A 15,607-nucleotide genomic window follows, 5' to 3' on the forward strand; every position below is an offset into this window, starting at 1 on the left:
TTATGCCCTCTCTGCTATTGGTCGTGTTTTTGCATGATGGCTTTGTATGTTTGGGTGAGGAGGTGCGCCGCGGTGGTGATGTCGGTGTCGGTGGTGAATTTGCCGATGCTGATGCGGAGTGCGCCTTCTATGAGGTCGGTGGGGAGGTGAATAGCTTGCAGGACATGGGATGGAGCTTCGATGCCTGATGTGCAGGCTGAGCCTGTAGAGATGGCGAGTTGGTGTCGAATGCGGGCGATGAGCATGCTGTTGTCAAGGCCCGGGATAGAAATGTGGAGGTTGCCAGCTAAGCGGTGTTTGAGGTCTCCGTTGATAACGAGTTGGGGAATATGGGCCTGGAGGAGGCTTTGGAGATGGTCTCTTTTTGCCTGAATCGCTGGCTCGTCCTGGTCCATTTCCTGGTAGCGCAGTTTGCAGGCTTCGCCGAGGCCGACGATGCCTGGGACATTAAGGGTGCCCGATCGCATGCCCCGTTGGTGACCACCACCGTGGATGAGGGGGACGAGATTGGCATCTGACTGAATGAGGAGGGCCCCTGTGCCTTTAGGGCCGTACATTTTGTGGGCCGAGAGGGCGAGATAGGTGATACCTATGGTATCGAAGTCAATAGGGATTTTTCCAGCACCTTGCGTGGCGTCACAGAAGTAGGCTGCATTGTATTGGGCTGCGATGTTGGCGATTTCTTGGATGGGGGCAATGGTGCCAATTTCATTATTGGCGGCCATGATACAGATCAGATCAATGCCTGTCTGGCAGACCTCTCTCAGGTAGTCCAGGTCGATGCGCCCTTGTTGATCGACGTGTAGCCAGGTTAGCGTGGCTTTTCCTTGCTCTTGGAGGGCCTGACAGGTATCAAGGACAGCTTTGTGCTCGATGGGTGAGACGGCGATCTGCTGGCAGGTGCCACGGGCATTACAGTGTCCTTGAAGGGCAAGGTTAATGCTTTCGGTTGCTCCAGAGGTGAAGATGATATTGCGCGGGGCTGTGCCGAGCAAGGTTGCGACCTGGCGAGCGGCGGTTGCAACCGCCGCTTCTGCTTCATCTCCATAGACGTGGTCAGTGCTACTAGCGTTACCATAGGCCTGGGTCATGTAGTAGAGCATACGCTCTACTACACGTGGATCCATAGGTGTGGTGGCATGGTAATCCATGTAAATGGGTTTTTCCTGGGTATTAGCATTCATTATCATACCTCCTAATTTCTTCCACTACCTGGAACTGATCGTCGTTGGATAAGAACGGGACCTGCGCATAGGTGATTTCTCCACCGAGTTTGGCTGCCAGGTGGCCTTTGCCTAGAAGTTTTTCGGCTCCTTTTTCTCCCAATGCAATTTCAGAGGTGCCTTGACTTTCCACTCGTAAGATTAAACGGTTGCCCAGGTTATCTCGTAGTTGCGGCGGAAGTATATTTGCCTCTGGCCGTTGTGCGGCGAAAATGAGATGAATGCCTGCGGCTCGGGCTTTCGTGCCAAGACGCTGTACCGAAGCAGAGACTGCTTCTTTATATTCACTCACGAGCATCCAGTCGGCGAACTCATCATGTACGAGCCAGAGGACAGGGAGGCGTTCCTCGGGAGCAACTTTCTTGTTGTAATCCACCAGGTTGTTGACTCTCGCGCTGGCCAGAAGATCATAGCGTTGATCCATCTGAGTGACGAGTGAGGCTAGGATCTCCTGTGCTCTCCCTTGCTCGGTGATGATGCCTTCTCGTAAGTGAGGCAGATCAAGGAGTTGTTGATAGTCAACACCTTTTTTGGGATCGATCAAGTAAATGTGCGCAAGTTTGGATGAATTAGTCTGGCAAATATCAAGTAACAGATTTTGCATCAGTACCGATTTACCACTGCCTGTTGTTCCAGCAATGAGCGTGTGTGGTGCGTGCTGCTGGATTTTATCGTTGGACTTGCCCACGTTGAGGTAGAGGATTTCGCCATCCATCTCTTTAATACCCAGGATAAAGCACAGGTTCATCTCTTGCGGGCCAGCAAAACGTTCGCGTTCTTTCCAGACATCAAGCAAGGAGACGGTTTCGCGCTGGGGACGTGCAATTGAGACGACGATCTCGCCTGGCTGGGCCGTAATATTGAGGAGGGAGAGACCATGGGTTGTGAGCAAGACTGATTTTTTCTTCTCAAGATCCTCAATTTTTAGATGGTCTGAACCTTTGAGCCGAATAAGCAGGGCATTTGGCGTCAGACGAGAACCCAGGATCTTGGCCTGAAGGTTATAGCTGATAAGTGCGCTCCGCAATGTTTGTTGAACCGTCTGGCTCCATTGCTCATTCTTCTCGATCACATCAGTTTTGGTCATAGTCTGGCCAGTTTGTGTGCTCGTGCCTGACAGTTGATTTGGGGTTTGGGTAAGGGTCGTGCCCGCTGTCGTAACTGGCTGAAGATTGGGTACAGCATTTCCATTGCTTGCGGCGATGTGCTCTCCAGAACCATTGCTGCCCATGACGTGTGGTGTGGTTGATGTATGACCATTCGAAGGTGCTATAGGTGCGTGCCCATTTGATGAAGATGCTCGCGTTGCAACAGATTGTACCTTCCATAAGGCGTCTGGCGCCGGATAGCGTGGTGTATGTACATTCCATGGGCGATTATCCCCTAAACTAGCACGGATTGGCATGCTCGATTTGTTGCGATAGAGCGCCGGTAGGAGATCCTGGATGTTCTTGCGTCCAAAGACTTCCTGGTAGCAGCCGTCAACTCCCGCTAATTTAACTTGGGGATCATCGCTGATCACAACATCTGGCATTGGGGAAAAGATGTGTGAATAGCCTTTAACTTCGATTTGTAACTTGCCTTTGCGCAGATTATCACTCCACTGTTGTATATCAATGTCCTGGCGTGAGTTTACCTGGATACCATCGATTAGCAGGTCGCTCAGCCTGGCCAGCCAGATGTCGCGATCTAAGCGTCCAGGATTTTGGAAGAGAGCGTCTTGAATACGTTTGACGGTCTCTTTTAATTGCTTTTGCGAAGTTTTGCGGGCATCAGCTACATTGGCTTCGAAGTATTTAGCTTCGGAGATAATGATTTTCAAAGTAGGAACGCCATTGTACTGGCAGAGAGCCAGAGCCATAATATCAGCAATTTGTTGCTCATCTTGCCCTAGCCAACTTGCATAGTCGTCCAGGAAGAACCAACCGACAGGTTCATCGGGTTGAAGTTCGGATCCAATGAGATGTTTGCTGAGTACCAATCCTATCAACTCGCTGGCATTAGCACCACGGCGCGCAGCGCGCAGAACGATGTCTCCAGAGAGCGTTTTGGCTTCATCGATACATCTTTGTGCTAACTTCTCGATATCGATTTCACTGGAGAGACTGAGTTTCTCCAGGCGCTGTTTGACCAGTACCTGCAATAGTTGAAATGACGAGGTCGAAGAAATAATGAGGTTGCGATCTTGTGCACGATTTTGCTGATACTTAATGACAGTGACATTTTGATGCTGAAGCAAGCGTCTTTCCAGTAGATCATCATAATTGACGACCCATTCACCAAGTTGATGGACTTCCTGGAAAATACGCTGGGTTTTATTATCTTGAAATGAAACCTGGCGCGATGGAATGAAATGCTTCCCTTTTTCTGGATGTTCACCAACCACATCATGGATCGCATCCAAATAGGCAGTACCTACAGCGGGTTGGCTGGGGCAGACAAGGTAGACGATTGAGCGCAAATCTCCGTAAGCGGTGGGACGGCGACGCGACCAACGGGCAGGAAAATGTTGTAAAGGCTGTGGAATATCATTATCGCTGACCACTGGTATCCAAACAATCTGGGCTTGTCGAGAGATGACATCTTGCAAGAAGACGATGTCGGTCATCTTCTCCTGAGTGTTTCCATTAGTTTCTGTATCGGTTGCCATAATACCAATGCGGAGACGTGACATGAAATCATTTTCGGACTCACTGGCAATAAATGCATCGGGATCACTTTCGACGACATTAATCATTTTCTCGTAAAGCTCGCTCAGCTTTTGTGTATCCTGGTGACGAAGGATGATCTGACAACAAACCTCATTGGCTGTCTTACCCTCATAGAGTGACGAGAGCTTGTCAACAACAGCCATTGGGAGGCCTTTAGAGTCACAATTGTACAGAACGATACCCATATTAGAGCGTTTATGGGGTTGCAATTCGAGGTAGCGACGAATGACCTCTCTAACCTTTTCGGACGCTTCCTGCGGATTCTCATTGGTTGTTTGATCTGTATCATCGCGAAAAGGTATTTCCATCAAACTATAATCGTTAACAGTGTCTGAAAGGCCGAGGAGTCTGGGTTGCTCACCCTGGAAGCCAACAGTCACCTCAGGATAGTAAGGATGGCTCATGTCATTCTTGAGGTGGAAGAAGAAGAGCCGATCATCGCCAAACTCTACATCTGGAGTCTCAATGAGATATTGTACAAAGTGAGCTATCTGGCGAGCCTTCACTGAAATTGAGAGCAAGCGCAGCGGATGCCACGGTGCAATAATGGCGGTGGGCTTTCCTTCCTGAATACGAACGGTACCAATTTCCAAGACGGGATGCCAGAGATCGACACGATTTTTATCTCCTGCGGCATATTGTTGAAGCATTTGAAGTAATTGATAATAAGCATCAGCCTGATGAAGAATATCGTTACTGGCAATACCTTCTGCATCGGCAAAGCTTTGAATAGCATTCGTATAGCTTGTAGCAAATGCGTCCCAGGCTTGCTTGATAATGGCCTGTCCTTCTGGAGCAATACGTCCATCTCTATGCGCTTCTTGAAGTTTAGACAAGAAGATTTTAGAAGCATCTTGTGCTTTGTTTGAAGTACTGACTAGAGAGCCTCTATCCTGGCTGAATGCTGCCTCAAGGGTACTTACATCATTTAAGGAAACTTCCTGCAGGTGCCCCTTTTTGCTGACAGGTTCGCGATTGACGGTGGTCAATAGAAATGGTTTTTTGCTTAAGCGGTTCAGGTCATCGTTGAGTTCCATACCAATAGAGGTAGGGCTGCATTTCCAGATCAATTGTGTCGTTGCCACTTCTTGTTTTCCATGCAGGACATATGTCAGACTGACATGAAACTTTAATTGTGTGGCATCGCGAGAGAAGGATGTATTTGGGGTAAACTTCTCACCTTTGCTACTGATCTTACTTTTTTGATCCTCAATGAGTTGATCATATTCAAATAACCAGAAGGTTTGCCATTCGATAAATGGACTGGTCAATGTATCGAATCCACGGTAGCGGGTACAGAAATAGAGGCCGACGTCCTGGTTGAGCGCATTGAGCCACTTGCTTTTCCCCTTTTCATATTGGGTTTTTACCGTGAAGCGCCGTTTTTCCTGAGCACCACCAGTTTGAGCGATCAACCGTTCTATGCAGTCGAGCAGACCAACAATAAAATCGGCGCACTCAATCGGTTTCCCATAGACAAATTTATCCCATTTCGCTTTGAGTTGGCGTTTTTTATCCAGGGTCAGATGATGGCGATCGTAGAACTCTCTATCTTCATCAATTGGTTCGCGGGTCTTCCGTTTCGAAAGAGCCTCCAAATAATTTAGATCTTCCAGCGTGAGTTCATCTGGATCTTCATCATCAAAGAAATCTTTCGTCTCAGTGGCTAGATCCAATTTTTTGACTTTGAAACCTGTAAAGAGTCCACTGATGCCATCTTTCTCCCATTCGAATTGAGCAAGTTGAGCGCTCTCTTCGGTCCAATCATCGGGAGCTGTGAGGAAGCGTTGAATTACCGGATGAGCCTCTAATATAATCTCATCCTTCACATTGTTGAACTGTTTCAAGAGATCGTCATCATCAATGCGTTGTTGATTCGAGAGATGCTTGCGCAAGAGAGTCGCACGTTTGGAGATCGCATCCTGATAAAGTTTTTGCCATTTGGCAACATTGGTGCGATTTTTCTCAGGGATGGCCTGGAAATATCCAGTATCACGTGGGATCTCTAAGACAGGAAGGGCATACCCGAGTGCCTCAACGAGTGGGAGATGTTCTTGCTCGATGCAATTGTGGACCTGAACTACATACTCAGCGAACATCTCAAGGGTATATTCATTTGCTTGTTGCAAGCCAGCCAGAGCTTTAATCCATTGTTTTCTCTGCTCTTCAGTTAACGGAAGCGTACGACTGGCAATCATCACCCAGGTATTGATGCTGGACTTTAGCTCTCTCGCATTGAGTGAGGTGATTTCATTTAAAGATTGCCCCTGATCATCATCATTATTTGCAAGAATGAGAATGGGTTTATCGCATGGAGCATTGCGCCAGTAGGTGGTTCGCTCATTGGTTAAGATTGATTCTGGTAACTGTTCGCCTTCAGAAAAGGTGCGTGGAATCTTGATTTCAACAGCATGTTGAAGTAAAGGATCGCTCAGGACCTGACGACAAATTTCTGCTACCTGAGTTTGAGTAAGACGATCCAATAGAAAGCGGGCAACGGTTGAGTCCTGCTCTTCACGTGTTTCGAGAGATTGTTTAATGATATCTGCGGCTACCAGACCGATCAACTGATGTGTATTCATTTATTGGAGCTCCTGAGCGAATGGGTTTTCAACGTAAGCACATGCATCTGAGAGCCGCTTCAACAGACCGAGGCTCGCGAGACGATCTTCCAGGCGTTTGGCATTCATGGTAAAGTCATCTTGTTCAGCTCTTTTTGCATCAAAATATTGTAGTGCTTGTTTGGGACCGATGATAAATCCGTATTTGGTATACAGTTGATGCAGGAATTCTTGAAATTCCATGCGGCTCGAAACAGTACATAAGACAAGCGTTTTCAGCAGCATATCCTTGGGTGTATAGCGAATGTAGCGACTGCTACGCCTGGATGATAAGCCAATAGCGCTGCCCCAGACACTATGAACTTTCTCAAGATGTTTCTGATGTCGGCTGAAGACACGATTTTTAAATTCTCTAATAACCTTTTCTGCATCTTGGTTTGAGTCAATTTTTTCAGCATCTTTTAAAGCAAAATCATCTTTAAAAAGATCGCGTATGGTTTCAATATCATTATTCGCGATGGCTTCTTTCCAGTCAGGAGAGGAAATTTTTTGATCAATGTATGCTTCAATGGCTTGTTGCGTCAGGCGATTATTTTCCTGATAGGAGGCGGTGGCCAGTTGATGGACGCTGTTTTTTTCAGGGCTGATGATCTCTAGCACAAAGGTGACGCGATTCGAGCGCTGGATGGTTTCGCAAGCGCGTTCTAGAATATAGAGGATCATGTGTAGACCCATAATGGTCACGATGTGAGGCAGAGCATCATATCCGGGCATCGAACAGCGGAAGATATTGAGCCAATCATTAGCTAATTCTTGGTATCCCTGGCGTTTCCCTTCTGGGAGATATGCACCTTCCCTTGCCTTGCTTGGAGTTGGCTCTTTTGCATCTTCCGGCTGGAGTGCTCGAACAATTTTATCCCATTTATTGGGTGTGAAGAGCATGGCTTTAAACTGGGGTAATAATTCAGTCCCTTGATCGCTGCGGCAGAGCATCAAATAGAGAATCTCGCCGGTACGAGCAAAGAAGCGCCTATCATTTGTAACGGAACCTTTTGTAGAAACGGCAACGTCTTCATAGAAGCAAGAGGGTCCGTAAGGGAAAAACGAACTTTGAGCTCCATCTTTTGTTGCTTTCGCCCTCGATGGCTGTCCCCCGGAGAAAATCGATGACCTTCACAAAATCGGTGAATTTCTCGAAGCGTTGCTGCAGGTAACGAAAATCAGCTTGCTCACTTAATCCAGCACCACTGCCTTGCATATAGTTGAACCAGCGTTGCCAGCGTCCGTCCTCGTTTGTCGTTTCTTTCATAATAGCGACCAAACGCGGATTATTAAAGAGAATATTGCGTAAGTAGAGCCGATATTGTGGTAGATAACTCAAGGTATTGGGTTTAGTCTCAACAAAGGCTTGCTGGTTAGGATCTTGATCAATGGCATAGAGAATTCCTAAGAACTCAAGAAAGCAGAGCCAGGGTGTTTGCTCATTATAGATACGATGTCCCCAGATCTCTTCGTCCACCAGCATATCGACATCAATACTTTTATTGTTGGATGTATTTGATGATGTAATCATGAAAATTGGACCTCCAGCGAGCTCTCTTTGATATCCCCATCATTATCAAGATAAATCATATTCAGCTTCAGTTCACCATCCGAATCATCATCGTCTAATTTGCGACGGTAATCGAGTTGGCGAAGAAGATTGGTTTTGAATGAAAGGATGTCTTCGTAGCACTCACGTGAGAAACTACTAGGGAGAGCACCCTCTGCAACGCGACATAAAAATTCAAACCGCGTTAATTGGAGGCGTAGAGACACCTGGAGGCCAGCATCTTTTCCCAGTGAAACGATAAGGAGAGGACGATCATTATGGTCAATTTCCAGGTTGACATACGTGCCGGCTTTTTTGGAGACGGATACATACTCTTCTAAAACATGGCAGACACGTGCCTGTGAATGACTGCCTGAAGTAGCCAGAACTAAGCGTTCTGTCTCATGAGCTAGGAGACCCGTGAATATACGGTTCAGACCCTGGACTAAGCGCGTAAGAGATTGTTTAGAGGTGATTTTGCCACTTTGACGAAGCTTTTCAATAATTTCGAGGTACTCACCAGCATATTGGAAAACGGTCAGACTCCACAGTTTGGTTTCGGCCGCTGCTGCTGTCGTGAGCGTGAAGAATAATCGCTGGCGTTGCGCCCGCAGCATCGACAAGAATTTTTCTCCATTGTCAGCGGTGGTGCCTTCAAGATAAGCGTTCTGTTGGCTCTGGAATGAATGATCGGCACCATAATAGGTGTCGGAAAGCACAAAACGCTGATAGTTCTCTTTCTGAGTTGGATCGTCCTGACCGAAGATGAGCATGCTATCAACGCTGCTATTGGTTTCGTTGCCAATGCCAAAGCGATTGAGTGCCACAAAGACCTCAGTAGATTGGCGACGACGCTTCCCAAGGTTCTCGCCAAAGATATTGCGATAGAGACTGCCCTGAGCTGTATCTCCATTGTCAATAATCTGTACGACATCTTTGCAGGTCATGAGATGATCTTTTGTATTGGGATGACCAAGTAGCATATTGGAGACTAGCAAAAGAAGTTGCCTGACAGGAATGTGGACGTTATTGAGTTCACACAACTCTAGTAGTTGCAGAATACGCTCTCGCGTTGTAGTATCATTTTGCAGCCGTTCTTTATTCTCCCAAATTGGACATTGCTGGGTAGAATCGGTCGGTTTCCTGAAGGGGCATTGATCACATGTCTGCCATCCTTCATGAGTGAGAACGGCATCAAGTATGCGTGGGAAGACACGGCGAATAGGGAGGCGGCTAAGATTGTAGAGCCTGAGCGAAAAATCTGGAAGTTCCTTCTGTTCATTGACGAGGAGATTCTCGATGTGTTGACGTACTTTGATAATCTGTGGGGTAGCAGTAATGTCGCGCCATTTTTCCATCAATTGTCCATCATTAGCGGCGATGAGATAGACTTGTTCAGTATTTTGGCGATCAATGCACGCAGCAATTTGAGGCAAGACTGTTTGTGCCTCTTCGGCAGAGAACTCGCTCAGATCCTTAATAACAATCAGATTGCGGTTGGCAGAAAGACGCAATGTGCGAATTTTAGATTTTTGAATCCAGGCATCCTCAGTACCGCCAAGTTCCATCCAAATTTGGCGGCAATAGTACGTTTTGCCATCGCCTGCGGTGCCGGTAAGAATAACAGAGATAGGAGTGTCAGATTTAAAATTATCGATGAGTTCATCTAGATATTCGGCAGTAAAAGAGACTGGACGCATTTTTTTACTACGAGCCGCTTTTTGAATAAACTCGTCATACATATTGTCATTAGTTGGTACGGGTCCATATTGACGGAGAAAGCGTATCCATGCAGAGTCATGAAAAGCCATAGGGTTCCTCGTCTTCTTAAAGATTAATTTATAGAAAATACAGCAATGCGTAACATAGGTGTGGATGAAAACACACAATGGTTTTCATCCACAAAATCATAAAAGGTTTATAATAGTTAGACGTGACAGGCCAGGCAAGGAAGGCTATCGTCCTCGTCGTCTAGTACGTCTGAAAGGGCTTGAGCCAGGTTTTTATTGGGTTTCTGGAGCTGTTTACGAGCCAGGTTTTTTTCGTGGTCGGCCAGGATGCGATCTTTTCTGGCGAGTAGTTCAGTTAGAGTTTCACCCTGAACCCAAGAGAAGCTGCGCCCATCACTATGCCCCTCCTCATATTTGACAGCTTCGGCAAAGAGGTCTGGATGCTCTTCAGCGAGCATTACCCATTCATATTTGCGCTGATAAAAGCAGAAGAAACAGCCAGAGCGAGAACGCCATTTATAGTAATTGGGAAGTCCAATCCCACTTTCTTCTAGAAGACGAACGATATCGGCATGAACTAATCCTTCCTCTTTAAAAGGATAAATAGGTTTTATATTTGGTTTGGTAGATATATAACCATCACGTTTTTCGTCAGCACGAATACCGACGTAGCTAACAGCCTGGTCATCACCAATAAATTGTTCGAGGGGAACGATTTTTAGTTGCTTGGTACACCAGCGCATCTTTGGTGATGGTAAGAAGCCTCCATAGACATCGAGCCAGTGATCAAACCCACGTTCAGCACTCAAATATGTAATTTTGATGCCCAGGCGAGCTTTAATACGATCGAGATACTCATAGGTCTCAGGGAGTTCTTTATGGGTATCGCAGAAGAAATATTCCATTTGTGGCACTTTTTTATGCATGAGGATAGCCAGTGCTGTACTATCTTTACCTCCTGAGAGGCCAAGGATGTGTCGAACTTCTTGAGTGCCCATAGTATTTAGGCTTCCTTTCCCTTTTGAGCTGCACGTTGCAAACTGTGCTGTTGGGTAGTAGATTGATATACTTTCTCTACAAGTGCTGCAACAAGTTCTTGTTGCAGTTGTTCATTATCTTTCACCAGGTCATCTTGTAAGACTTTTTCGACTAATTTTTGAATATTGTCTTGATGCTCATGATTGAGCCATACAATATGGTTGCTCTCATAGCCATCTGGTTGAGTCACTGTAATACGGCGTGCCTCAAATCCGGCTGGCGTTTGCTGATACACTTCTTTTTTAATCGCCTCAAGGTGTATAAAGCGTCTCGCAAGATCACTGAGACGAATCTCGAAGCGTGTAACATCATCATCATTCCACGAGACTACAGGTTTATCAGCGACAACCATTAATAAGGCTTCTAACCATTCGCGTTCATTTGCAGCATCATTGATGGCTGCAAACAAGAAGCTTCTCATCTGGCGCTCAATGCAATTGTCTTTCAGGTATTGAGCTCGAACACGAAGATCTTCTCTAATTTTAGAAATATCACTACGAACAGTAAATGTATTGTAAAGCAAATATTTGCATTTTTCAAGCAATCGATCGTATGCTAACTGCAATTCTTGCAATGAACCAACCAGGATTTTTTTGAGCTGTTGGACTTGCGTATCATCTTGCATCTCATGTGTACTGATTGGTTCGAGTCCGCAAGCTTGGGGCAAGATCGTAAAGAGCAACTCATCAGGTTCGCGAGCATCTCGAATGGCATCTCGAATAGCAATAGCTTCAGTACTCAATTGTTTGGTTTTGACTGTGTATGAAGGTAGGCTGTTGCCAAACTGGATCAATGGTTTCACAACACTAAGAATGGTATTGTTACGTGTTGATGAATTGGCAGAAGATAATGGCCGTCGCAAAAGCAGGGCAAGCTCTTGAAAGACCTGTGTGCGTAGGCCAGCCACCTCAAAATGTTTGACCGCGAAACGTCCAGGTTGTTTCACCAGCAGTTCGAAATGTTCAGCACCTAAGAGTGGAATAAAAGTTCCATCCTGATACACACTGACTGTATCTTTATGATAGAGGAGCACCGCGGCTAAAAAGAGTGGAATAGATCCTTTCTTCATGCCATAAGGAGGTGCCTCAAGGATGGTATACAAACGATCTAATGTCTCTGGTTTCGTACGTGCATTCAAACAAAAATGTTCAATGGCTTCCCAGATATATCCGATACTTTTATCTCGTGGTTGCGCGAATCCCCACTGCTCATCCAGGTAGCGATGGATACCAGAGTTATTTAAGAGAGAGAGATAGATGCTGCTCTCTGGACCATTGCCTTCAAGTCCAAGACGTTCAAGATGGGAATTGCGGAGCATCGCTTCTAACAGCTCACGTCGCGCTTTAGCACCCTGAGATGTAATCTCCCGACGATTAATTAATTCATTCCACAGCACAGGTGTGTTGGGATAGACTTCATCACAAAGAGCAGAAAGATGTTTTTGGAAGTCTTTGAGCGTACGGAGGTGTATGTTGGTTCCATTAGAAATACAAGCAGTATCTTCTTTCCCCGTTAAGAATGATTGCTCTAGGAGATCAATAAGCAGGCGCCTCGTCTGGGTAAGACGTTGACGAACTTCGCGACGTGCTACACCATCACTCTGCAGTTGCGGAGCTGTTGTATCCACTGTTGCTAACGCGGAGACCTCACGACTTACAGCGGCAAGCTTTTCGATATTCTTGCTAGCTAGCAGCACAAACGGCTTTCCAGCAGTCGTCGCTGTTGGGCATTGAGTAGGTAATTGTTCACTTAGCCAATAAGCAATCACACCATCACTGTCTGGATTCTCAGGAAGAATCTGGGCCAGATCTTTGTAATCGCTGATGTAGCGACGCTCAAAGTAGCGTAGGGTGCCAGTTATATAACTATGGCGTTGAGCAATGATGGGCGTTAGTGGATAGGCTTGTGTGAGTAACGTAGCGAGAGAAGACTGCTCTTTTTCCATTGCTGCCGTGGTCGCCTGATCAATGTCAAAATCTGAGCCTTCCCAAATGCGCAGCTCATCAAGTTGCTTGCGATGTGTTACCAGCCCACGTTTGATCAGCTGCTCAATAGCTTGCAGCCAGCGCTGCGTCTCCTGGGGATCATTTGGATCTTCTGACAGTGCAAGCACAACCAGGTGTTGTGTTGCTCGGAGGGTTCCGACAGTATCTACCAAATTGAGAATGCCAATAGTTTTCAGTACCAGTAACTGATCAACTTCCAAATGTTGTGCATCAGTGATGCGCCCCTGAATCTCAGTCCAGCGTTGTGTTGATGCCTTTGCTGAATGAGACACGCTGGCAGCCTCAACAAAATAGTCATAGATACGATGCAGTTTTAACGTTGTTGGCTGTATTCCTTGCACAGGTGTTTCTTGTAAGAAGGATGTAAAGGAATGGGGTTCCTGGCTTGTCAGAAATGTAAAGAGCGAGCGATCATTCTGTGCATAGCGACTACATAGAATCGGCAAAGTCAGAGCTGCTAACGGATGAAGTGGGTAGATATTGCTGAATTCTTGCACGCTCAAGCGTTCCTGATGAATATCATGAGAGTGCAGTGTTTTCTGCCAGGTAGTTGCCCAGGTATTTAAGAATGGCAAGAGGTCAGAGGTATGAGAATGATCAATCGCCTGACTGAGCAGGTGTAACATATGATCATTGGTCGCTGTAAATGGAATATCTTCAAAGCGGCCTTGAATCTTACTCCATTCATTACGCTGTGTTTTTGTCAGATCCCGCGCATAATCCGCAAAAGATTGATGGAGGAGTCCTAACACAGCGATTGTAGGTGTGTGTTCATCTGATGGCAATTCGGCCAACTGTTGAAGCAGATAAAGATCATCGCTGTCCTGATGCCAGGCAGCGTATTCCAATCCTTTTCCCAACTCATCAATAATTAAGAGAATACCTGACTGAGTTTCCTGGGCAATCTGCTGAATACACTGGAGGATTTCCTGGTTAGGGATTTTTTGATCCTCTTCCATCAATTCTTCCAAGTGTTGAAATATATGGGTGAGTGGCTGTTGCTCAGGATTGTGTGATCCAACCTGTTCGCACCCACGGTGAAGCGCACGCACAATAGTATAGCCTAGCGGTTCACGTTGCGCAGTCGCTACTGCCCGAATCAGACCTTTTTCTGGAAGTTGATCAATAATGTGAGCAATTAATGGATGGTGTACGCCTAGAGATTGTTCAAGGATTGACTGGGCATTCTGGTAAATCGGATCAGTTTTTGGAGCAACCAGTGCCGAGAGAAAGTGAGCAAATGCAGATTTGCCAGTTCCATACACGCCTGTAATTGTCCAGGCACGCACGGTATTATTGCTAATCAACGCTTGCAAGATCCGCTCACTCGTATCCCGGGCCCACGAAGTAGGAATATAGCCAAGTACACTCTCTACCAGGGTAAGGTCACGTTCTAGATTAATCGATCGATTATAGCGTCGCTTTAAAGAAATTACCTCAGAAAGTTTTTGTTGCATGTTTCTACTTCTTGCTAATCATGTTGATAATATTGATTTAAAAGTGCTTCAGCTAGGTCAGCGGGATGCTGTGTAAAGGTGAGCTGTATAATACCTGCCGTATTTGAGAGCGAGAGGCGTTGATCCGCTAGAGTTACTTGTTCTATAGCATCGATAAGCGTGCTCTCGGTAAGTTTGAAGATTGTACCTGGACTACCTTCTTCATACATTAAACGAGGTATTGAAATGGTGCGCTCGCCCTTGCCGAGGCTTTCCGCAAACTCTAGACAAGCAGCCACAATTATTTCGGGGGGAAGTGTATTCTTATATCCGACATGAAAAGAGTAATGTTTATTGTCGCTCTCTGGTTGAATTAATCCTAAGGCTGTGAATGGGCTATCGAGCATCTCTTCAATGGCATTTGAACGTGACTTGACTCCAACGTACATATGCAAAAGACAGAAAATATCTTTTTGTAATGAAGACTCTGCCACGCTGTGGTTTGGAAATTGTTGATGAACATATTCATCTAAAGCATTATAGAGGCTCTCAATAGAAAACTCTGCCCGTTTAAAACAAGCAAAGGTAAAATACCAGGTTGTTGCCAGGCATGAAGGCTTCAATAAATACCAGTGGAGCAACCACAGTGAGGCAGGATCTTCTAGATAGGGATCCCAACCATCATCAGCTAACAAACGAGCTCCAAAAGATGTGGGCACAATATCTTTAATGCGGGCATTTTTCTCCTGGGTCTCGGCCAGCACTTTGAATGCCGCACACCAATAGCGAATGGAGCGTACCATATTTTTGCCCACTCCAAGAATGGTTGTTGCATCGTCTCTCAAAAATACATTGCTATTGTGTTGAGAACGATCAAAGCCCTTCTTAATCCAGCCAAAGCGAGGATGGAAGGTCTCATGGCGAGCAAAGGCCGCCTGTGGATGTTGGGAAACAATTGAAGAAATCTCGTTTTTTTGAGAAGTATCCTTGAGAAGATCGGTTTGAATATGTATAGGATTTTTTGTCAACTGAGTATCAGCAGACATTGGTGTCTCCTTTATGATGGTACAAATACTGTGAGAAAAAATAAAAAGAAATAGAGGAAAATACCTATAGTAATGTGTTTATTTGTTTAGATTTAATCATAAATAATGAACGGATATTCATTATTTATGATGTCTTCACTGCTGGTTCATTAACCGCAGGGGCAATACAAGTGAAAATAATTATATTTCCTTGGCAAAGGCTATTCTAACAGATATTTATAATAAATAGCAAGTGAAAATATATTTATGGGAACGAGAATTGCTT

General features: G+C 45.7%; 8 protein-coding genes. All 8 read right to left on the reverse strand.

What is annotated here, in order from left to right:
* Positions 1-14: 14 nt before the first annotated feature.
* Complete coding sequence (locus tag KDW_RS19215) at positions 15-1,184, reverse strand: cysteine desulfurase family protein (RefSeq protein WP_151757597.1); 1,170 nt, start codon at positions 1,182-1,184, stop codon at positions 15-17.
* Positions 1,174-6,516, reverse strand: coding sequence for an FtsK/SpoIIIE domain-containing protein (locus tag KDW_RS19220; RefSeq protein ID WP_151757598.1), 5,343 nt, complete (start codon positions 6,514-6,516; stop codon positions 1,174-1,176). Before KDW_RS19220 ends, KDW_RS19215 begins: the two co-directional genes overlap by 11 nt.
* Positions 6,517-7,488 carry a hypothetical protein gene (locus KDW_RS32975; RefSeq protein WP_233097812.1) on the reverse strand — a complete coding sequence of 324 codons (972 nt, stop codon included), beginning with the start codon at positions 7,486-7,488 and terminating at the stop codon, positions 6,517-6,519.
* Between the two features lie 79 nt (positions 7,489-7,567).
* The gene (locus KDW_RS32980; RefSeq protein ID WP_198925369.1) at positions 7,568-8,068 is read right to left on the reverse strand and encodes a hypothetical protein; all 501 of its coding nucleotides are present in this window, start codon (positions 8,066-8,068) and stop codon (positions 7,568-7,570) included.
* A complete protein-coding gene (locus tag KDW_RS19230; protein WP_233097813.1) occupies positions 8,065-9,975 on the reverse strand; it encodes a hypothetical protein in 1,911 nt (636 codons plus the stop codon). Before KDW_RS19230 ends, KDW_RS32980 begins: the two co-directional genes overlap by 4 nt.
* A 38-nt stretch (positions 9,976-10,013) precedes the next feature.
* Positions 10,014-10,814, reverse strand: a complete 801-nt coding sequence (locus KDW_RS19235; RefSeq protein ID WP_151757599.1) for a phosphoadenosine phosphosulfate reductase family protein — start codon at positions 10,812-10,814, stop codon at positions 10,014-10,016.
* Between the two features lie 5 nt (positions 10,815-10,819).
* Positions 10,820-14,317: a hypothetical protein gene (locus KDW_RS19240; RefSeq protein ID WP_151757600.1), complete on the reverse strand. Its 3,498-nt coding sequence runs from the start codon at positions 14,315-14,317 to the stop codon at positions 10,820-10,822.
* A gap of 14 nt (positions 14,318-14,331) precedes the next feature.
* Positions 14,332-15,342, reverse strand: a complete 1,011-nt coding sequence (locus KDW_RS19245) for a DUF4007 family protein (RefSeq protein ID WP_151757601.1) — start codon at positions 15,340-15,342, stop codon at positions 14,332-14,334.
* Positions 15,343-15,607: the final 265 nt, after the last annotated feature.

Source organism: Dictyobacter vulcani, from assembly GCF_008974265.1.
GTDB classification, from domain to species: domain Bacteria; phylum Chloroflexota; class Ktedonobacteria; order Ktedonobacterales; family Ktedonobacteraceae; genus Dictyobacter; species Dictyobacter vulcani.

Coding starts and splice junctions, on each gene's coding strand:
- KDW_RS19215 (WP_151757597.1), bottom strand. CDS start 1,184: ATGAATGCTAATACCCAGGAAAAACCCATTTACATGGATTACCATGCC.
- KDW_RS19220 (WP_151757598.1), bottom strand. CDS start 6,516: ATGAATACACATCAGTTGATCGGTCTGGTAGCCGCAGATATCATTAAA.
- KDW_RS32975 (WP_233097812.1), bottom strand. CDS start 7,488: ATGCTCTGCCGCAGCGATCAAGGGACTGAATTATTACCCCAGTTTAAA.
- KDW_RS32980 (WP_198925369.1), bottom strand. CDS start 8,068: ATGATTACATCATCAAATACATCCAACAATAAAAGTATTGATGTCGAT.
- KDW_RS19235 (WP_151757599.1), bottom strand. CDS start 10,814: ATGGGCACTCAAGAAGTTCGACACATCCTTGGCCTCTCAGGAGGTAAA.
- KDW_RS19240 (WP_151757600.1), bottom strand. CDS start 14,317: ATGCAACAAAAACTTTCTGAGGTAATTTCTTTAAAGCGACGCTATAAT.
- KDW_RS19245 (WP_151757601.1), bottom strand. CDS start 15,342: ATGTCTGCTGATACTCAGTTGACAAAAAATCCTATACATATTCAAACC.